Source organism: Arthrobacter sp. CAN_A2, assembly GCF_015752045.1.
GTDB lineage: Bacteria > Actinomycetota > Actinomycetes > Actinomycetales > Micrococcaceae > Arthrobacter_D.
Map to the genome: position 1 here is coordinate 1 of NZ_JADOUS010000008.1, position 16,709 is coordinate 16,709.

Below are 16,709 nucleotides of genomic sequence, written 5' to 3' on the forward strand. Positions count from 1 at the left end.
GGGTGCGGCACACAGGGTACGCCAGGTAGCAAGGGTTACGGCGGTCATAGCGTGGGGGAAACGCCCGGTCCCATTCCGAACCCGGAAGCTAAGACCCACAGCGCCGATGGTACTGCACCCGAGAGAGTGTGGGAGAGTAGGACACCGCCGGACAACCATTACAGGCAAGAGGCCCCACCACGGTGGGGCCTCTTCCCCGTTAACCACCCCACCCACCCGCGGCCCGCCGGATACCGGCCGGACCGGTCCCCGATCAACACCCCCGGCGCCCACCGGATATCCACGGGGCCCACCCCCATCAGCACCGACCAGCACAAGGCAACGTCAAACAGCCCCGGTAAAGCACCCTCGGCCACCATGCCCGACACCCGCCCTGGCCCGGCACGACCTGCAGATGAACGTCGGCCTCTGAAGAGTCCTCGGTCGGCGGTACTGTCGACTCATGAGTGGATTGTTCTCGCACCCCCCTTCCGAGACCGGCGTCTCGGAGGACCGACCGGACCTACGATTCTCGGAGCATGTACCAGCGCCTGCCGATCATGCCTGGGCAGGGCTGACGCAGCATCTCCATCTTTGGTGGCCCGCCGACGAGTTGAGCCGCTGGGGTGAGGGCAGTTTCTTCGATCTGGAAGACAACGCCCTCGTCGAGACATCCGCCAACGATGATGAGAACGTCTGGGGCGAGGTGACCGACAGTCGTCCCGGAGAGTGGCTCCAGTTGTCGTGGCGGCATGTCGGCTCTGCTTCTACAACCGTGGTGCGTATCGAGATGGCCGGCGGCGAAGAACCCGGCTCCGCCCGGTCTGCTTCGGAGACGCTACGCGAAGGAACCGGAGCGGGTGGTGGGCCCGGGGTCACGTTCACACTTGTCCACAGTGGGTGGACGGCGGAGGACCCCCAGGACATCTATGATTTCTACCGCGGTTTCTGGTCCGAGGCTCTGTCGCGCTACCGGCGCTTCATGGGCGGGTCCTGATGCTCAGGGAGGTGCTCCAGGAACTCGAGAGTGCGCTGCCGGGATGTGTATCCACGAACCCCGATGACCTGATCCGATACTCCCGGGACCAGGGCCCCGTCCTTGAACCGGCGCTTGCCGACGCGGTGATCCGCGCCCGCAGCGTTGAGGGCGTGCAGATGATGATGCAGTGGGCGACGCGCCATCGTGTGCCGGTGGTGAGCAGGGGCGCAGGGTCGGGGGTGTCCGGTGGGGCGCATGCAACGGAGGGGTGTGTCATCCTGTCGCTCGAGCTCATGGACAGGATCATCGAGGTCAACGCGGACGACGAGACCGCCGTCGTCGAACCGGGTGTGATCAACGCCGACCTCAACACCGCCGTCGCGGAGCATGGCCTGATGTACGCCCCGGATCCGGCCAGCTACCGGTGGTCCACCATCGGAGGGAATGTCGCCACCAATGCGGGCGGACTCCGCTGTGCCAAGTACGGGCTGACGCGCGACTCGGTGCTTGCGCTGAAAGTGGTCCTTGCGGACGGCACTCTCATCTCGACGGGGCACAGGACATTCAAAGGAGTTGCCGGGTACGATCTCACGGCGTTGATGACAGGTTCGGAGGGAACGCTGGGCGTGGTCGTGCAGGTCACCGTCCGCCTCCGCTACCTGCCCCAGGAAGTCCACACCCTGGCCGCTTTCTTCGACGACTTCCCTCGGGCAGCAGCCGGGGTCCTCGCCATCGGCCGCGCCCGGGTGCAACCTTCGATCCTGGAGCTCCTCGATGGGAGGACTCTCGACGCACTGGACGACGTGCACGGCTCGGACCTCCGCCGACGAGGTGGTTCCCTCCTGCTCATCCGGACGGACGGCTTCGGTGCTGCGGCGGAGGCCGAAACCATCCGGGCGGTCCTGGTCGGGCTGGGCGCCGGCGTCAGTCAGGAGGGATCGGAAGAAGCCGAGCGGCTCGTCGAACTGAGGCGACACAGTCGGGGAGATGATGTGGACGACCTGTTCCGGGTTGGAGAGGACGTCGCTGTTCCGAAATCCCGCCTCGTCGACTACGTCGAAGCACTCGAGGCGATGGCGGAACGCTACGCCGTTCATCTGAAGGTCGTGGCCCACGCCGGTGACGGCAACCTGCATCCCACCTTCTGGGTCGCGCGAAGCGAGGGCCTGGAAGCCCAGTCGCGGTTGGACGAAGCGCTCGACGCGTCGGTTCGCCTGGCGCTGGAGCTCGGCGGCACGATCACGGGCGAGCACGGCGTAGGACAGTACAAGCGGAGATGGCTTTCCTGGGAGCAGGAGCCTGCGGTCCTCGATCTGCAGGCCCGCATCAAGCAAATCTTCGACCCCCTGGGCATCCTGAATCCAGGCAAGGCCATCGTCGCCTGATTGTTGCCGTCCTGGGCCGGATGGGCGACGACCCCCGATGATACTGTTCAAGAAACTGTCGGAATTCTCCGTCATTTCCATTACTTTCGTTCGGGGGCAGCATGTCTGACAATAATCCGGGATCGCAGGGCGGACCGCCCCACGGTGAGCAGAACAAACCGCGGTACGGGGAGAACGAGCCCCAGTCGGGGCAGAGCCAGCCCCAGTACGGCCAGCAGGACCAGCCCAGGTACGGGGAGAACGAGCCGCAGTACGGTCAGGCCCCGACCCCCTATGGGCAGCAGGCGCCTACTCCCTACGGGCAGCAGGCCCCATCCCCCTACGGGCAGCAGAGCCCCTACGGCCCGGGTGCCGGCAACTACCCCGGACAGCAGGGCTACCAGGTGCAGACGGCAGAGAATCCCGGCAGGACACTCGGTATCGTCGGCTTCATCCTCGCCATCCTGATCGCCCCGGTCGGCCTGGTCATCAGCATCATCGCCTTCGTGAAATCACGGAAGGCGAAGGTGGGCAACGGGTTCGCCCTTGCCGGGATCATCATCGGTGTGCTGTTCACGATCATCGGCGTGATCACCATGATCGCCCTGATCGCCTTCTTCGGCGACGTGACTCAGCAGATCATCGAACAATGCGACGGCCTCCCGCCGGGAACGCCGGTCACGGTCCAGGGCCAGCCCCTGGAATGCCCATAGCAGGACCTCCGACAGCACAAGGGACCGGCAGCCATCACAATGGCTGCCGGTCCCTTGTCGTCAACCCGATAGTCGTCGACCTACTCCGAGTCCTCATCGATGCCGATGGTCTTCGCGTCCGCCGTCAGCATGATCTCCGCCTCGTCACGGCGGTGACGGAGTTCGTCGTCGAGGTAGGACTGCACGGCCTCGGCCATCGGCACATTCCTGTCCTCCCGCTCGGACATGTACCACCGGTGCTCGAGCACCTCGTGGACGACCTCCGCCGGCTCGAGCTTCCGTCCCAGTTCACGGGGTACGGCGCGGACGATGGGCTCGAAGACCTCATTGACCCAGAGGTGCGCAGTGAACTCCTCGTCCAGCGTGGGGTTGTTGTCCGCACGGTAGGCGTCCATGTCATTGAGCAGGCGCCGGGCCTGGTTCTCCTGCGCGTCGAGGCCCGTCAGGCGGAGGAGCCGACGGCTGTGGTGCCCTGCATCGACGACCTTGGGCTGCAACTGGATCTGCGTACCGTTGGCGGCCGTCTTGATCGCATACTCCTCGACATCGAAGCCCAGCTCGTTGAGGCGGCGGATGCGGGCTCCCACGCGCCAGCGATCCCCGAGCTCGAACGATTCCTGCTCCGTCAGCTCACTCCAGAGGCGGCGGTAGCTGTCCATGATGAGCTCGCTGGTGGCGAGAGGATCTACCTTCTCCTCGATGAGGCCGCCCTCTGCGAGGTCCATCAGTTCGCCCGCGATATTGACGCGGGCTATCTCCAGGTCGTACTCGCGCTGGCCGGTCGACAGCTCCGGGTAGAGCTCGCCCGTCTCGGCGTCGACCAGATAGGCGGCGAAGGACCCGGCGTCGCGCCTGAACAGGGTATTGGAGAGGGAGACATCGCCCCAGTAGAAGCCGACCAGGTGCAGGCGTACGAGGAGCAGCGCCTGCGCGTCGATGAGGCGGGTCAGTGTGTCGCGGCGGAGGGTCTGGGAGAACAGCGCCCGATAGGGCAGTGAGAACTTGAGGTGTCGGGTGACCAGGACGGGGTCGAGTTCCTCCCCCTCGGGCGTGGCCCGGCCGGAGATGACGGCGACGGGCTCGACGCAGGGTACGTCGAGGCGCTGGAGCTTCCGGAGCATGTGGTACTCGTGGCGCGCGATGTGCTCGCCGGTCTCCTTGACCGCGATCACCGATCCGCCGAGGTGTGCGAAACGGACGATGTGCCGGGAGATTCCGCGGGGGAGGGCGGCGAGGGCGCTGGCCGGCCACTCCTCGAGGGCGACGTGCCAGGGCAGGTCGAGAAGCTCTGGATCGGTCGCCGCCGCCGTGATGTTCAGGGATCCCAGGTTGGGGACCTCGGAGGATGCGGGACGCACCCGCGGCAGCTTGCCGGTCTGGTCGTAATCCGTGGGCTCGTCATGCCACTGGGCGTTCGAGGTCTCGGTCATGGGTGCTGCCTTCGTGTCTGGGCGGGAGATGGGCCTGTATCAAGCGTAATGGCCGTTAAACCACAGCGGTGGCTTTCCCGGGGCCTCCAGAGGATGCCCGGCAAAGCCACCGGCGGCGTCGTGCGTGATCCGCGGGGAACCTAGACCGTCTCGGCCAGGCGAAGCCCGTTCGTCGTGTCGAACAGGTGCACATGGCCCTGCTCGGGGCGCACGTAGACGCTGTCGCCCTTCATCGGCGGGCGACGTCCGTCGACGCGGACCACCATGTCGTGGTTCTTGCCGTCCAGCGTGGTGTGGCCGTAGATGTAGGCGTCGGCGCCCAGCTCCTCGACGACGTCGACCTCGACCTGCAGCCCCTCGCCTGCGGCAACGAGGACGAGGTCCTCGGGGCGGACACCGAGCGTGACGGTGTTGCCTGCCGCGGCCTCGAGGACATTGCCGGGGACGGGGTAGACGATGCCGCCGAAGAGGACACCGCCGTCGGCGACGGGCAGTTCCAGGAGGTTCATGGCGGGCGAGCCGATGAAGCCGGCGACGAAGACGTTCTTGGGCCGCTCGTACAGGTTGCGCGGGGTGTCGACCTGCTGGAGGATGCCGTCCTTGAGCACGGCGACGCGGTCACCCATGGTCATGGCCTCGACCTGGTCGTGCGTGACGTAGACCGTCGTGACACCGAGACGGCGGGTCAGCGAGGCGATCTGCGTGCGCGTCTGCACCCGGAGCTTCGCGTCCAGGTTGGACAGGGGCTCGTCCATGAGGAAGACCTGAGGATTACGCACGATCGCGCGACCCATGGCGACACGCTGGCGTTGGCCACCGGAGAGGGCCTTCGGCTTGCGGTCGAGGTAGTCCTCGAGGTCGAGGAGCTTCGCCGCTTCGCGGACACGCTCGGCACGCTCCTCCTTCGAGACGCCGGCGATCTTGAGGGCGAAGCCCATGTTGTCGGCCACCGACATGTGAGGGTAGAGGGCGTAGTTCTGGAAGACCATCGCGATGTCGCGATCCTTCGGGGGGACATCCGTGACGTCGCGGTCACCGATGAGGATGCGTCCGGAGTTGACGTCCTCGAGGCCCGCGAGCATGCGCAGGGAGGTGGACTTACCGCAACCGGAGGGTCCTACGAGGACGAGGAATTCGCCGTCGGCGATGTCGATGTCGAGCTTGTCGACGGCGGGCTTGTCCGTGCCCGGGTACAGGCGCGTGGCCTGGTCAAACGTTACCGTTGCCATGGAGTTGGTTCCTTTTCACGGGCAGGTACGTGCCCGACGATCCGTAGTGAATGGAAGGTATTCAGTTGTTGCGCGTGGTCCGCCAGCAGTACCGGTGACGTTGGTCACGCCTCCTGAGTATGACACGTTCCCTACCCGGGTGCACTTGCAGCGCGCAGCGTCGCGAGCTCCTGGAGCACCTCCGTGAAGGTCTCGGGAGAGGCGACGGAGAAGGACGCGGCGGTGTCCCCGGGGCCGATCCTGATGCCGACATCGCCCGCGACGAGGGTCTTCTGGGCATGCTCGTCCGTGACGTCGTCGCCTGCGAAGAAGACCGCCGTCGCTGCCGCCGCCTGCCGCAGCAGGGCCAGTCCCTGGCCCTTGTCGGCCTCGATCACCGAGATCTCGAGCACGCGCTTGCCGTCCGTGATGCTCACGCCGTCCAGCGGGGTGAGCTCGGTCCGTGCTGCTGCCACGGCGGCGTCGGCGATGTCGTCCGCCGCCGTCCTCGTATGCAGCACGACGCCGGCGGGCTTGAACTCGATCCGTGTCCCGGCATGCACGGCGACGATCCGTTCGACGACGGCGACGGCGCGCACCAGGAGGCCGGCCTGGTCCGGCGTCAACGCGAGGGGGGCGCGGTCCGGTCCGGTCCAGGTCTCGGCGCCGTGGCTGCCGATCAGCATCGTGTCCGCCGGCGGGTCGGCGACGGCACGCAGGCTGTCGAGGGCCCGTCCGGAGATGAGCGCCGTCGTCGTGTGGGGCAGGCCGGCCAGCACCCGGACGGCCGCGGCCGACGCCGGGAGGGCGCGGGCGTCCTCCGCCCGCTCGACCAGTGGTGCCAGCGTGCCGTCGAAGTCCAGGGCGACGAGCAGGCGCGGCGTGGAGGCCAGGCGGCGGAGTGCGGCGTGGAGCTCCGTGTCAATCGCCATTGCCGGGTCCTTCCGTCTGGAGGGCGTTGAGGAATGTCTGCGACCAGCGCTCGACGTCGTTGTGGACCACCTGGCGGCGCATGAGCCGCATACGCCGCATGGCTTCGGGTTTCGGCATGGTGACCGCCGTGACGATGGCGGCTTTCAGTCCGTCGATATCGTGCGGGTTGACGAGGATCGCCTGGCGGAGGGTGTCCGCCGCGCCCGCGAACTCGCTGAGCACGAGCATGCCCGTGTTCCCGGTGCGGGCTGCGACGTATTCCTTGGCCACGAGGTTCATGCCGTCCCGCAGGGCGGTGACGAGCATGACGTCGGCGGCGAGGTACAGCGCCACCATCTCCTCGACCGGGTAGCTGTGGTGGAGGTAGCGGATCGCGGTGTTCTTCATGGTGTCGTGCGTGCCGTTGATGCGGCCCACCGCGCCCTCGATGTCCTCGCGCAGGAGGCGGTACTGCTCCACACGCTCACGGCTGGGACTGGCGACCTGGATGAGGGCGGCGCCCTCCACCGTGATTGCGCCGTCCTCGAGCAGCTCCCCGTAGGCCTTGAGCCGGTGGCCGATGCCCTTGGTGTAGTCGAGCCGGTCCACGCCGAGCAGGATGTGCTCCGGGTCGCCGAGTTCCCGCCGGATCTCCTTCGAGCGTTCGATGACATCCGGCCGCTGCGCCAGCTCCGTGATCGACGCGGTGTCGATGGAGATGGGGAACGCCTCGGCGCGCGATACGTAGCCCGGTGTGCCGTCGTCGCCCGCAGGCACGTGCACCTGCTGGGCCTTGATGGTGTAGCCCTTGAAGCGGCGCACGCACCGCAGGAAGTTGCTGGCGTCGCTGGGACGCTGGAAGCCGATGAGGTCCGCGCCCAGGAGCCCCTCGATGACCTGACGGCGCCACGGCAGCTGCGCGTAGATCTCCAGCGGAGGGAACGGGATGTGGTTGAAGAAGCCGATCTTCAGGTCCGGGCGGGCCTCGCGCAGCATCTTGGGGACGAGCTGCAGCTGGTAGTCCTGCACCCAGACCGTCGCTCCCTCCGCCGCGACGGACGCCGTCGCCTTCGCGAAGCGCTCGTTGACCCTGCGGTAGGAGTCCCACCAGGTGCGGTGGAACTCGGGAGAGGCGATGACGTCGTGGTAGAGCGGCCAGAGGGTGGCGTTGGAGAACCCCTCGTAGTACAGCTCCACCTCCTCGGCACTGAGAGGCACGGGCACGAGGCGCATGTTCGACTCGTCGAAGGGTTCGAGTGTCTCGTCGGGCGCTCCGTGCCAGCCGACCCAGGCGCCGTCGGCCTTGGCCATCACCGGCGCCAGAGCGGTCACCAGTCCGCCCGGGGAACGCCGCCACGAACTCTCGCCGTTCTCGTCGACGACGCGGTCCACCGCCAGCCGGTTGGAGACGACGATGAAGTCGAAGTCGCCGTACTTGCCGTCCGTCGAGAACGATGCCTTGACGCCGGGTGTGGTCGAGGGTTGTGCAGCGCTCAAAACGGGCTCCATCGAAGTAGTTGGTCTCGGAAACGACTCTATCCGGTCGGGCGCTGCAGGGTGCGTGGCTGATTTCACGCGGTGCCGGCGCTGGGCTACCCTTATTGAGCGCTCGGCGTCACGCTGCCTCCGGCAGGTTCCACCTCATGGACACGACGACGGCGCCTCGCCGGCACGGCCGGCACGCCTCCTTAGCTCAGTTGGCCAGAGCACCGCTCTTGTAAAGCGGGGGTCGTCGGTTCGAATCCGACAGGGGGCCCGACGAAAGAACCGCGCCGCCACTGGGAACCCTCCCGGTGGCGGCGCGGTTCTCGTTTGTCCTGATATCGGGGAACCCGCTACTACCCCGCTACGGCGCCGGCCGGATGTTCTGGTTCGAGCGGAAGAGGTTCGTTGGGTCGTATTTGGCTTTGGCAGCGCTGAGGCTGTCGTAATTCGCCCCGTAGGCCGCCTTCACCCGATCCTCACCTTCATCGCCCAGATCGTTGACGTAGACCCCGCGCACGGCGAAGGGCTGCAGCGCCTCGAACAAGGCGCGGGCCCAGCCGACGTTGCGCTCCGTTTCAGCCGGGTCGGCCCACTGGCACAGGATGAGGAGTTCAATCTGCGACCGGCGATGCGGGAACGCCGTGGCTGCGGTGTCGACCCGCGCGGCCGCACCGTGCATTTGCTGCATACCGATGCCGCTCGCCGGTGAGGGCAGCTCGGCCGCAAAATGGAGCAGGATGTCGATGGCGTCGTCGGTGAATTCCGTGAAGAAGCTCGATTTCCAATAGTGGTTCTGGCCCTGAGGAAAGCCCGCATCGTGAGCGCTTTGCAGTTCGCAATAGTCGGTTGGTGCGACTATGTCTACCGCCGGGCCGAGATCACGCAGGGGTCGGAGCGCAGAATCCGCCCCGCCGTGCTCGCCGCTCCAGCAAACGCCGACGCTAAGAACAGGGTTCCCCGAGTCGTCGCGCCCCAAACTTGCTGACATCGAGAGTTCATCGGGACACGAGGCGGCGAATTCGGGGTAGAACCGCAGGACCTCCCGCGTGCGCTCCGCCGGGAATAAGAATCCTCCGGCAAGGACCGGTCCGACGGGATGCAGCCGATAGGTGAACGAAGTGACCACGCCAAAGTTGCCGCCGCCTCCCCGGATTGCCCAGAAGAGGTCTGCGTGCTCGTCGGCGCTCACCTTCAGAAGCCCCCCGTCCGAAGTCACGATATTGGCGGCGAGCACGTTGTCGCAGGCGAGACCGTGCTTGCCGTTGAGCCAGCCGATGCCGCCGCCCAGAGTCAGGCCAGCGATGCCGGTAACCGACACCACTCCCAGCGGCGTGGCAAGGCCACCTGTCTGGGTGGCGCGGTCAAGGTCGGCCAGTAACGCCCCGGCTCCGGCCACGGCGACGCGCCGTTCGGCGTCGACCCTAATCTTCTTCATGCCTGAGCAATCCAGCATGAGCCCACGGTCGATCACGGCACTCCCGGCTACGTTATGACTGCCCCCCTTGACGGAGACGGGGAGATGGTTTGTCCGTGCGAAGCTCACCGTACGGCAGATATCTTCCGCGTCGGCTGGGCGGACGATAACGGCGGGACGGCGGTCGATCATCGCGTTGAAGACCTTCCGGACGTCGTCATAACCGTGCTCGCCAGGGTGGAAAAGCTGGCCCCGAAGGGACGAACTCAGGGCACCGACGGCGGACGGGTCAAGCGATGGCCAGGGAGTTGGGATATCCACGAAAGGGCACCTTTCTCGATCCGGACGCCATCGCGTCCCGTCGGACCTGCCGGTCGAACGTGCTGCCAAACATTTTGAGCCTACGCTCCCTACAAATGCTGTCAACGAGAGAACATGACCTGCCTCCCCTCCCGACCAGGGGCCTGACGAAGAACAAGGCGATGCGGGACATGTTCGTAAGCCGCGCTGCGGGCGCTCCAACGGGCGTCCCGAACCAGCCCGGCATGGACTGCCCACGCCTTCGTCGCGGGGTCCATGGCCATGGATCCCGATAGGACGCCCGGGGGACGTCAGGCCCCATGCCACTGAAACCGCATTCGAGGCCCGCCGCGGCCGCGAAAGCGGTGACGACCGCACCCGCAGCGAGGCCGACGGCCACAGGGACTTCTTCAGGCCGTCCGGGATGATCTTCAGGGCCTTGGCGGCGAAGGCCACCAGCAGGACGCTGAGCAGCCCGGCGCCGCAAGCTGCGTGGTGGGCACCCATCATGGCGGGCGATCCTTTCGGGAGGCGAAGTGCTTTCCCCCTCATGTGTGCGGCCTCCGCCGGCCGCCTCCCCACCACCGTCGCCGTCGTCGAGGCGCCCGTCATCCTTCCCTGAAGCGGTTCCGGTAGTCCTTGGCCCTGGCGACGTCCCGGGCCAGCCGGTGGAACGACCTCGCGTGACGCCGCTGCTCCGCGACATCCTGCCGTCGGTGCAGGCTCGCGAGTTCGCGGTCCATCTTCCGGTAGCTCAGCCAGCGGCGTTCCTCGAGGTCCCCGGACGCGATGGCGGACTGCACCGCGCATCCGGGTTCGCCCTCGTGGGCGCAGTCACCGAACCGGCATCCGGCGAAGAGCTCCTCGACGTCACCGAACACCCGGGACAGTCCGTCCTCCGCGTCCCACAGCGCGAAGCCGCGCAGCCCCGGTGTGTCCATCAGGACGGCACCGTCCCCGAGCGGCACCAGCTCCCGGGCGGTCGTCGTGTGCCGCCCGCGTCCGTCGGCGGCCCGGACCTCGCCCGTGTCCTGGCGGGGGTCGTCGACCAGGGCGTTGATCAGGCTCGACTTCCCGGCACCCGAGGGGCCCACCAGCGCCAGGGTCCGCCCGGCGCCGATCCGTTCGCGCAGGTGCTCGAGGCCGTCACCGGCCTCCGCCGACGTCGTGAGCACCTCGACCCCACGGGCACGCTCGACCGTCTCGGCGACCACGCCGTCGAAGCGCGAGCTGAGATCGGCCTTGGTCAGGATGACGAGGGGTACAGCGCCGGAATCCCAGGCGGCGACGAGGGTGCGCTCGAGCCGGTTGGTCGAGAGCGGCCGGTCCAGGGGCACCACGACTCCCAGGAGGTCGATGTTCGCGGCCAGGACCTGGGGTTCGGACAGCGGATCGTACGCCCGCTTGCGCTGGAGCAGCGACGAGCGGGGCAGGTGTCCGGTGATGACGCGGTGGTCGCCGTCGCCCGTCAGCCCTACCCAGTCCCCGGTGACGAGGGGGTCCGGGCTGTCGAGGTGCAGGGTGCCCTGCAGCGCAGCGGCCAGGACCCGCCCGCGGTCCGCGCGGACCACCCTGGCCGGTTGCACGCCGGAAGTGGAACGAGAAGAGGGCACCGATGCGGTCGGTGAAGCCGTACTGCAGAAGAGTGTTCAACGCGGTTCCTCCGGAGGAGGCCTCCCGCAGGGCGCAGCTACCGCGCGGACGCCGGGGAGGCGGGGTGCATGGGGTTGTTGTCGGCGCACAGCGCAACGGCAAGGACCTTGTTCATGACTCCACCTCCTTGTACTCTCCGACGGCTCCCGGAGCCTTTCGGCACCTAGCCTAGCGGGGCTCGCGGCGGAAAGGAACAGGCGCCCTGGCCTAGTGCGACCGTCGTTCGACGAAAGGCGCGGCGACCTTCACGAGCCCGGCGATGCAGCCGATGATGACGATCGAGAGGAGCGCGAGGAAGGGCATGTTCGGCTGCCTGCGAGCGTCCGTCCGGTCGATCGCCACCGCTTCGTCGGCGCTCGCGGAGGGCGAGGCCGTGGGCGCAGAGGTGCTCGCGGACGGGGTCGCGGATGGTGACGGTTCGGCCGAGCTGCGGGTGGGTTTCGGAGTCGATGTCTCCGTGGCCGGGGGCTCCTCGACGATGACGGGGGCCGGCAGGACTTCGGGGGCCGGGGGCAGGGGGACGGCAGGAACGATCGGCTGCAGTGGCGGTGCCGGCAGCGGAGCCGGAGCCGGGGCCGGTGCGGGGGCCGGGGCCGGCACAATCTGCTCCGGTGTGGGCGTGGGATCCGGTGTCGCCGTCGCTGGTGGCGTCGTCGGCTCTACGGGCTCCACCGGTGGCTTGATGACCACCGGGGGTGTCGCCGGCGGATCTGTCGGATCCGGCGACGTCGTCGGATCCGGCTGCGGCGGCGGTGCCGGCGTCGTCTCCTTCCTGGTGGCCGGTGCGGTATCGGTCCGTCCCGGGTCGTTCTGTGTGGCGGGGGCGATTCTGCTGGGACCGCCGGGGGCCTGCGTCCGGGGGGCCTCGCACCCTGCGATGCCGCTGCCGATGGTGGGGCACTCCACGGCCTCCGCGGGCAGCGCACCGAGGGTGAGGCCGCACAGCATGACCGCGCCGGCGGACACGAGCGGGTACAGGTGCTTGCTCACGGGGCTCCCAGGATTTCGACAGGCGGCTGACTTCTGCTGGTCACACTACCAATCCGGCGCTTCCACCGGGTCTCCGTGGGTCCTGTCATCCCGAAGCTCCGGGCGGGCCGCCGGGCGATCCCCGGACCTCGCTCAGGATCAACGTAGCGGCAGGCGGCGCAGGTCGACGTCCAGGTGCCCCGCATCGATGGTCGCCGTCATGAAGGTGCAGTGCGGCTGGCGACGACGGTCCGTGGGGGAGCCCGGGTTGAGCAGGCGCAGCCCCGTCGCGGCCCGCGTATCCCACGGGATGTGGCTGTGCCCGAACACCAGGACGTCGACGTCGGGGTAGAGCGAGGCCATGCGGGCTTCACGGCCGAGCTTCTGTCCTGTCTCATGCACGACGGCGAGGCGGACGCCGTCGAGCTCGGCCCGTGCGACCAGGGGAAGGCGTGCCCGGAGGTCCCCGCCGTCGTTGTTCCCGTAGCAGGCGATGAGTCGGCGGGCCCGGGCCTCGAGCTCGTCCAGCAGCGGCGCCTCGGTCCAGTCCCCGGCATGGACGACGACGTCGGCCGCCTCGACCGCGTCCCACACCTCGCCGGGCAGCTGCCCGGCACGCTTCGGCAGATGGGTGTCGGCGAGGATCGTCAGGAGGAAGGGCATCCGGCCATTCTCCAGTGCGTCCCCGGCCCGTGACAGTGCGACGACGCTGTGGCATGCTTCCTAAGCACGCTTACCACTGAGGATCGTCCACGAGGAGGCAGCAATGAAGATCGACAAGGCACAGATAATCGACCTGCTGAAGAGCCAGGGCAAGAACGACGACGCCGACCAGGCACAGTCTCAGCTCCCCGATCAGGTGGATCCGGAGCAGCACGCCGATCTCCTCGCGAAGCTCGGCATCAACCCGCAGGACCTGCTGGGCAAGATCCCCGGCCTGGGCGGCTTCGGGAGCTAGGAACGCCCTGCGGGGCCGTCGCCGTCAACGATCGAAGGAGTCAGCAGTGGATACGAACCAAGTGGTGTGGATCATCGTCGGGATCATCGTCGTCCTGGCCATCATCGCCCTCGTTGCGATCCTCGCCCGCAAGCGGGCAGCGGTCCAACGCCAGCACCAGCAGGAAGAGGACCGGCACCGCGCGGCCGAGATGCGCGAGGAGGCGAAGGCCACCGAACTCGAAGCCCGCGAGCGCGAGGCCAAGGCCTCGATGGCGGACGCCGAAGCCCAGCAGGCCGAGGTCGAGGCGGAGAGGCTCCGCCGACAGGCCCAGGAGCGCCAGGCCGACGCGCAGGGGTTGCGGGAGAAGGTGACGCATCACCAGCAGGACGCCGACACGATCGACCCGGACGTCACGCGGGACGACGATCCGCGCGCGGGGCGCTGACCGCCGGAGCCGAACACCAGGAAGGGAGTCCGCCATCGGCGCGGCTCCCTTCCTGCGTCTGCGGCCTCCCTGCAGCGGCCGAGGAATCCCGTGACGACGCCCGGTCGACGCCCCGAAGGCTCGGAGGGACCCCGGGAGTCACCGGGGGCCGGCGGGTCCTGCCCTCGCTCCGCCGCACGCCGAGATTGCCCCGTTGCGCAGGCCGTAGATCATGGGCTGATGGATTCGCCGGTGTGAGGAACACGATAACGACGGCTGCCGGTGCTTCCCGCCCGCCACCTCATAGTTGAGCTATGGATCAATGGCAGAGGCTTCTCACGCAGTGTGCCCGGAGTATGGGCTTCGATCGTGGGCACAGGCGCGCGACCTACGCGCTCGCGGGCGTGGGTGTCTTCTGGGCCGTCGGATTGTTTGGGGGTCTGCGGATCCTGCACAGCGCATCATCGCCGATGACCACCCTCGTGGTGCTGTACATGATGCTGGCCGTCGTCGCGCTCTCGCTCGTCGTCGCCGGAGCGGCCGTGGCCGAGCTGGGCCGGCAGGCCGCCGAACGGCACCGGCGCTAGGCGCCGACCCCACCCAGTGGGCCCCGGGGACAGCAGCCCGGCTTGTTCCCCGGTACGCGGGGGTGGGCCGGTGCTAGGCGCCCGACCCGGTCCTGTCGTCCGAGTCCGCTCCTTCGGCAGGGTCTTCGGAGTGCACCCTGGTGTCCGCGGGGTCGGCGGCGGTATCGCCCTCGGCGGGGGCCTCGGTGTGGATCCGGTCGTCGTCGCCTGGAATCTCCGACATGCACTCGTCCTTCCGGGTCGAGGGAACGCAGGCTCCCGTGGCGTCAGTCTACGGATCGACGCCCGGGGCATCACCCGCGAGGTTTCGCGTGACGCGCGATCGTCGGCATGCTGACGATCAGGGCATGGAAGCCCCGGACGCCGGCCGGGAACCACGGAGGGCGCCCCCGTCGCAAGACGGGGACGCCCTCCGGGGTGCGGTCCAGCAGACTGCAGGCAGGTGCCTGCCGGCGTCCTAGTTGGCGTTCACGGAGCCGTCGTAGAACGGGTAGTCCGTGTACCCCTCGGCGCCCGTCGAATAGAACGTGGCCGGATTGGGCTCGTTCTCCGGCAGGTTCTCGCGCCAGCGGCGGGCCAGGTCGGGGTTCGCGATAGCGGGACGGCCGACGACGACGGCGTCGCCCACGCCGTCATCGAGGATGGCGATGGCCTCCTCGCGGTTGGTGATCACGCCGAAACCGCTGTTGATCAGGACGGGTCCGCCGAAGCGCGCGCGCAGGTCCTGGATCAGCTCTCCCGTGGGCTCGGCGTGCAGGACGCTCAGGTAGGCGAGGTTCAGCGGGGCAAGGGCGTCGACCAGCGTGCCGTAGGTCGCGTGCACGTCGGCGGCCTCCGTCTCAAGTGCGTCCTGGATGTTGTGCGCGGGCGAGATGCGCAGCCCGACCTTCTCCGCGCCGACCTCGGCGGCGACAGCCGTGACGAGCTCGATGACGAACTGCGCCCGCTTCTCGGGCGATCCGCCGTAGACATCGTCGCGCTGGTTCGACTCGGGGGAGAGGAACTCGTGCAGCAGGTAGCCGTTGGCGCCGTGCAGCTCGACGCCGTCGAACCCCGCGACATCGATGGCCCGCCGCGAGGCGGTGACGAACTCCTCGATGATGCCCGGCAGCTCCTCGGTGGTGAGGGCGTGCGGCACCGGGTACGGCTGCTTGCCGGTGCTGGTGCGCGTGGTGCCGTCGATCGCGATGGCGCTGGGCGCCACGACCTCGTACCCGCCGTTCGTGTCGGCGTGCGTCACCCGGCCCGCGTGCATGACCTGCGCGACGATCCGCCCGCCGTCCGCGTGCACAGCATCGGTGACGCGCTTCCAGCCGGCGAGCTGAGCGTCCTCGACCAGCCCGGGCTGGCCCGGGAAGCCCTGGCCGGCGTGGCTGGGGTAGGTGCCCTCGCTGACGATCAGGCCGAGGGATGCACGCTGGCGGTAATGCTCGACGACGATGTCGCCCGGGATGCCGGCGTCACCCGAGCGGACCCGTGTGAGCGGGGCCATCACCACGCGGTTGGGGAGTTCGAGCGTGCCGAGCGTGAGGGGGGAGAACAGTTTCACGAGGTCCTACTTTCCGGTCGGTTTCCTACTGGGCAGCAACGGGCCGGTGGCGGAGCGTATTCCGGATGTGTCCTGCCTCACGGGCGCGGACGGCGTGTGCCGTGGGCTCCTGCGCCGGGGCGGGAGGGTCCGACGTCGGCGCCCCAGGGGCCGGCGGGAGGCTCACGGGCGCGGATCGGACATGACGAAGCCCCGAGGACATCCCCGGGGCTTCATGCTGCAGCGGGCAGGCCGGTGCGCTACTCGATGTCCTGCTCGTCGATCGCGGACAGCGGCGAACCGCCGAGGTTGGCGGGATCGTCGCTGCCGTCGACCTCGTCGTCCTCCATCATCCCGAAGTCGACGTCGGCCGCGGCCTCGCCCAGCATCGGCTCCTCGGGCGGGTACTGCTCGTCGCCGTGTTCGTACCGGGCCTCGGCCGTCTCCCCCCGGAGCGTCTGGTCGCTGAGGATGCCCTCCTCGCCGATGGCGGCGACACCGTTCTCATCGACACCGTTCTCGCCGGCGCCGGTCTCGGCCGCCCCGGGCTCGTCCTGCAGCAGGGGATCCTCCCGCCAGTGGTCCGGGTCGACCTCCGCCGCGCCCTCGTAGCTGTCCGGCCGGCCATCGAGGACCGGGTCCAGGGCATCGGGGGAGAGCGCGTCGTTCGGCATCTCGGGCTCCTCGCCCACGATGGTCAGTTCCTCATCGGGAAGGTTCTCGGTCATCTTCTGTGCCTTTCGTCAGTACTGCGCATCGTCAATCATCAGCCTACTGATGAACAGGTCCGGGCGACAGTTCGCGCCGTCGCCCGGACCATCGAG

Annotated in this window: 17 protein-coding genes, 1 tRNA gene and 1 rRNA gene; 8 read left to right on the plus strand and 11 right to left on the minus strand. The window is 68.3% G+C overall.

Going from position 1 to position 16,709, the window contains the following annotated elements; translation table 11 throughout:
• The first annotated feature begins 36 nt into the window (after positions 1-36).
• The 4 genes from rrf to IWX63_RS11570 all read left to right on the plus strand — a co-directional run bounded on the left by rrf (position 37) and on the right by IWX63_RS11570 (position 3,035).
• Positions 37-153 (plus strand): 5S ribosomal RNA (gene rrf, locus IWX63_RS11555).
• 289 nt (positions 154-442) lie between these two features.
• Entirely contained in the window at positions 443-976 is a 534-nt protein-coding gene (locus IWX63_RS11560) for a hypothetical protein (RefSeq protein WP_199278321.1), read from the plus strand.
• Positions 976-2,343 carry an FAD-binding oxidoreductase gene (locus IWX63_RS11565; protein ID WP_199278322.1) on the plus strand — a complete coding sequence of 456 codons (1,368 nt, stop codon included), beginning with the start codon at positions 976-978 and terminating at the stop codon, positions 2,341-2,343. The genes IWX63_RS11560 and IWX63_RS11565 overlap by 1 nt, the downstream gene beginning before the upstream one ends.
• 101 nt (positions 2,344-2,444) lie before the next feature.
• Positions 2,445-3,035, plus strand: a complete 591-nt coding sequence (locus tag IWX63_RS11570; RefSeq protein ID WP_199278323.1) for a hypothetical protein — start codon at positions 2,445-2,447, stop codon at positions 3,033-3,035.
• 80 nt (positions 3,036-3,115) lie between these two features.
• Here the strand turns inward: IWX63_RS11570 and IWX63_RS11575 are convergent, their stop codons facing one another.
• The 4 genes from IWX63_RS11575 to IWX63_RS11590 form a co-directional block, all read right to left on the minus strand.
• A complete protein-coding gene (locus IWX63_RS11575; protein WP_199278324.1) occupies positions 3,116-4,465 on the minus strand; it encodes a DUF4032 domain-containing protein in 1,350 nt (449 codons plus the stop codon).
• A 140-nt stretch (positions 4,466-4,605) separates the two neighbouring features.
• Positions 4,606-5,694, minus strand: a complete 1,089-nt coding sequence (locus IWX63_RS11580) for an ABC transporter ATP-binding protein (RefSeq protein WP_199278325.1) — start codon at positions 5,692-5,694, stop codon at positions 4,606-4,608.
• 131 nt (positions 5,695-5,825) lie between these two features.
• Positions 5,826-6,605, minus strand: a complete 780-nt coding sequence (otsB, locus tag IWX63_RS11585) for a trehalose-phosphatase (protein WP_199278326.1) — start codon at positions 6,603-6,605, stop codon at positions 5,826-5,828.
• Positions 6,595-8,094, minus strand: coding sequence for an alpha,alpha-trehalose-phosphate synthase (UDP-forming) (locus tag IWX63_RS11590; RefSeq protein WP_199278327.1), 1,500 nt, complete (start codon positions 8,092-8,094; stop codon positions 6,595-6,597). Before IWX63_RS11590 ends, otsB begins: the two co-directional genes overlap by 11 nt.
• A 173-nt stretch (positions 8,095-8,267) precedes the next feature.
• On the opposite strand from IWX63_RS11590, the gene IWX63_RS11595 reads away from it, so the two are divergent.
• Positions 8,268-8,341, plus strand: a tRNA-Thr gene (locus IWX63_RS11595).
• 90 nt (positions 8,342-8,431) lie between these two features.
• On the opposite strand, the gene IWX63_RS11600 is transcribed toward IWX63_RS11595, so the two are convergent.
• The 4 genes from IWX63_RS11600 to IWX63_RS11615 all read right to left on the minus strand — a co-directional run bounded on the left by IWX63_RS11600 (position 8,432) and on the right by IWX63_RS11615 (position 13,069).
• A complete protein-coding gene (locus IWX63_RS11600; RefSeq protein ID WP_199278328.1) occupies positions 8,432-9,805 on the minus strand; it encodes an FAD-binding oxidoreductase in 1,374 nt (457 codons plus the stop codon).
• A 587-nt stretch (positions 9,806-10,392) separates the two neighbouring features.
• Complete coding sequence (gene rsgA / locus IWX63_RS11605) at positions 10,393-11,370, minus strand: ribosome small subunit-dependent GTPase A (RefSeq protein ID WP_334685819.1); 978 nt, start codon at positions 11,368-11,370, stop codon at positions 10,393-10,395.
• Between the two features lie 274 nt (positions 11,371-11,644).
• Positions 11,645-12,427, minus strand: coding sequence for a hypothetical protein (locus IWX63_RS11610; protein ID WP_199278330.1), 783 nt, complete (start codon positions 12,425-12,427; stop codon positions 11,645-11,647).
• A gap of 138 nt (positions 12,428-12,565) precedes the next feature.
• Positions 12,566-13,069, minus strand: a complete 504-nt coding sequence (locus IWX63_RS11615) for a metallophosphoesterase family protein (protein WP_199278331.1) — start codon at positions 13,067-13,069, stop codon at positions 12,566-12,568.
• 103 nt (positions 13,070-13,172) lie between these two features.
• Between IWX63_RS11615 and IWX63_RS11620 the strand changes: the two genes are divergently transcribed.
• The 3 genes from IWX63_RS11620 to IWX63_RS11630 all read left to right on the plus strand — a co-directional run bounded on the left by IWX63_RS11620 (position 13,173) and on the right by IWX63_RS11630 (position 14,357).
• Positions 13,173-13,364, plus strand: a complete 192-nt coding sequence (locus IWX63_RS11620) for a hypothetical protein (protein ID WP_199278332.1) — start codon at positions 13,173-13,175, stop codon at positions 13,362-13,364.
• Positions 13,365-13,410: 46 nt separating this feature from the next.
• On the plus strand, positions 13,411-13,791 hold the full coding sequence (locus tag IWX63_RS11625) for a hypothetical protein (protein WP_199278333.1): 381 nt from the start codon (positions 13,411-13,413) through the stop codon (positions 13,789-13,791).
• Positions 13,792-14,084: 293 nt separating this feature from the next.
• Positions 14,085-14,357, plus strand: coding sequence for a hypothetical protein (locus IWX63_RS11630; RefSeq protein WP_199278334.1), 273 nt, complete (start codon positions 14,085-14,087; stop codon positions 14,355-14,357).
• A 73-nt stretch (positions 14,358-14,430) separates the two neighbouring features.
• Here IWX63_RS11630 and IWX63_RS11635 read toward each other — a convergent pair whose 3' ends face one another.
• From IWX63_RS11635 to IWX63_RS11645, 3 genes are all read right to left on the minus strand, one after another.
• Entirely contained in the window at positions 14,431-14,580 is a 150-nt protein-coding gene (locus IWX63_RS11635) for a hypothetical protein (protein WP_199278335.1), read from the minus strand.
• 234 nt (positions 14,581-14,814) lie between these two features.
• Positions 14,815-15,906 (minus strand): alkene reductase, encoded by a 1,092-nt coding sequence (locus IWX63_RS11640; RefSeq protein WP_199278336.1) that lies wholly within the window; start codon positions 15,904-15,906, stop codon positions 14,815-14,817.
• 239 nt (positions 15,907-16,145) lie between these two features.
• Positions 16,146-16,613 carry a hypothetical protein gene (locus tag IWX63_RS11645; protein ID WP_199278337.1) on the minus strand — a complete coding sequence of 156 codons (468 nt, stop codon included), beginning with the start codon at positions 16,611-16,613 and terminating at the stop codon, positions 16,146-16,148.
• Positions 16,614-16,709 lie beyond the last annotated feature (96 nt).

Coding starts and splice junctions, on each gene's coding strand:
- IWX63_RS11560 (WP_199278321.1), top strand. CDS start 443: ATGAGTGGATTGTTCTCGCACCCCCCTTCCGAGACCGGCGTCTCGGAG.
- IWX63_RS11565 (WP_199278322.1), top strand. CDS start 976: ATGCTCAGGGAGGTGCTCCAGGAACTCGAGAGTGCGCTGCCGGGATGT.
- IWX63_RS11570 (WP_199278323.1), top strand. CDS start 2,445: ATGTCTGACAATAATCCGGGATCGCAGGGCGGACCGCCCCACGGTGAG.
- IWX63_RS11575 (WP_199278324.1), bottom strand. CDS start 4,465: ATGACCGAGACCTCGAACGCCCAGTGGCATGACGAGCCCACGGATTAC.
- IWX63_RS11580 (WP_199278325.1), bottom strand. CDS start 5,694: ATGGCAACGGTAACGTTTGACCAGGCCACGCGCCTGTACCCGGGCACG.
- otsB (WP_199278326.1), bottom strand. CDS start 6,605: ATGGCGATTGACACGGAGCTCCACGCCGCACTCCGCCGCCTGGCCTCC.
- IWX63_RS11590 (WP_199278327.1), bottom strand. CDS start 8,094: ATGGAGCCCGTTTTGAGCGCTGCACAACCCTCGACCACACCCGGCGTC.
- IWX63_RS11615 (WP_199278331.1), bottom strand. CDS start 13,069: ATGCCCTTCCTCCTGACGATCCTCGCCGACACCCATCTGCCGAAGCGT.
- IWX63_RS11620 (WP_199278332.1), top strand. CDS start 13,173: ATGAAGATCGACAAGGCACAGATAATCGACCTGCTGAAGAGCCAGGGC.
- IWX63_RS11630 (WP_199278334.1), top strand. CDS start 14,085: ATGGATCAATGGCAGAGGCTTCTCACGCAGTGTGCCCGGAGTATGGGC.
- IWX63_RS11635 (WP_199278335.1), bottom strand. CDS start 14,580: ATGTCGGAGATTCCAGGCGACGACGACCGGATCCACACCGAGGCCCCC.
- IWX63_RS11645 (WP_199278337.1), bottom strand. CDS start 16,613: ATGACCGAGAACCTTCCCGATGAGGAACTGACCATCGTGGGCGAGGAG.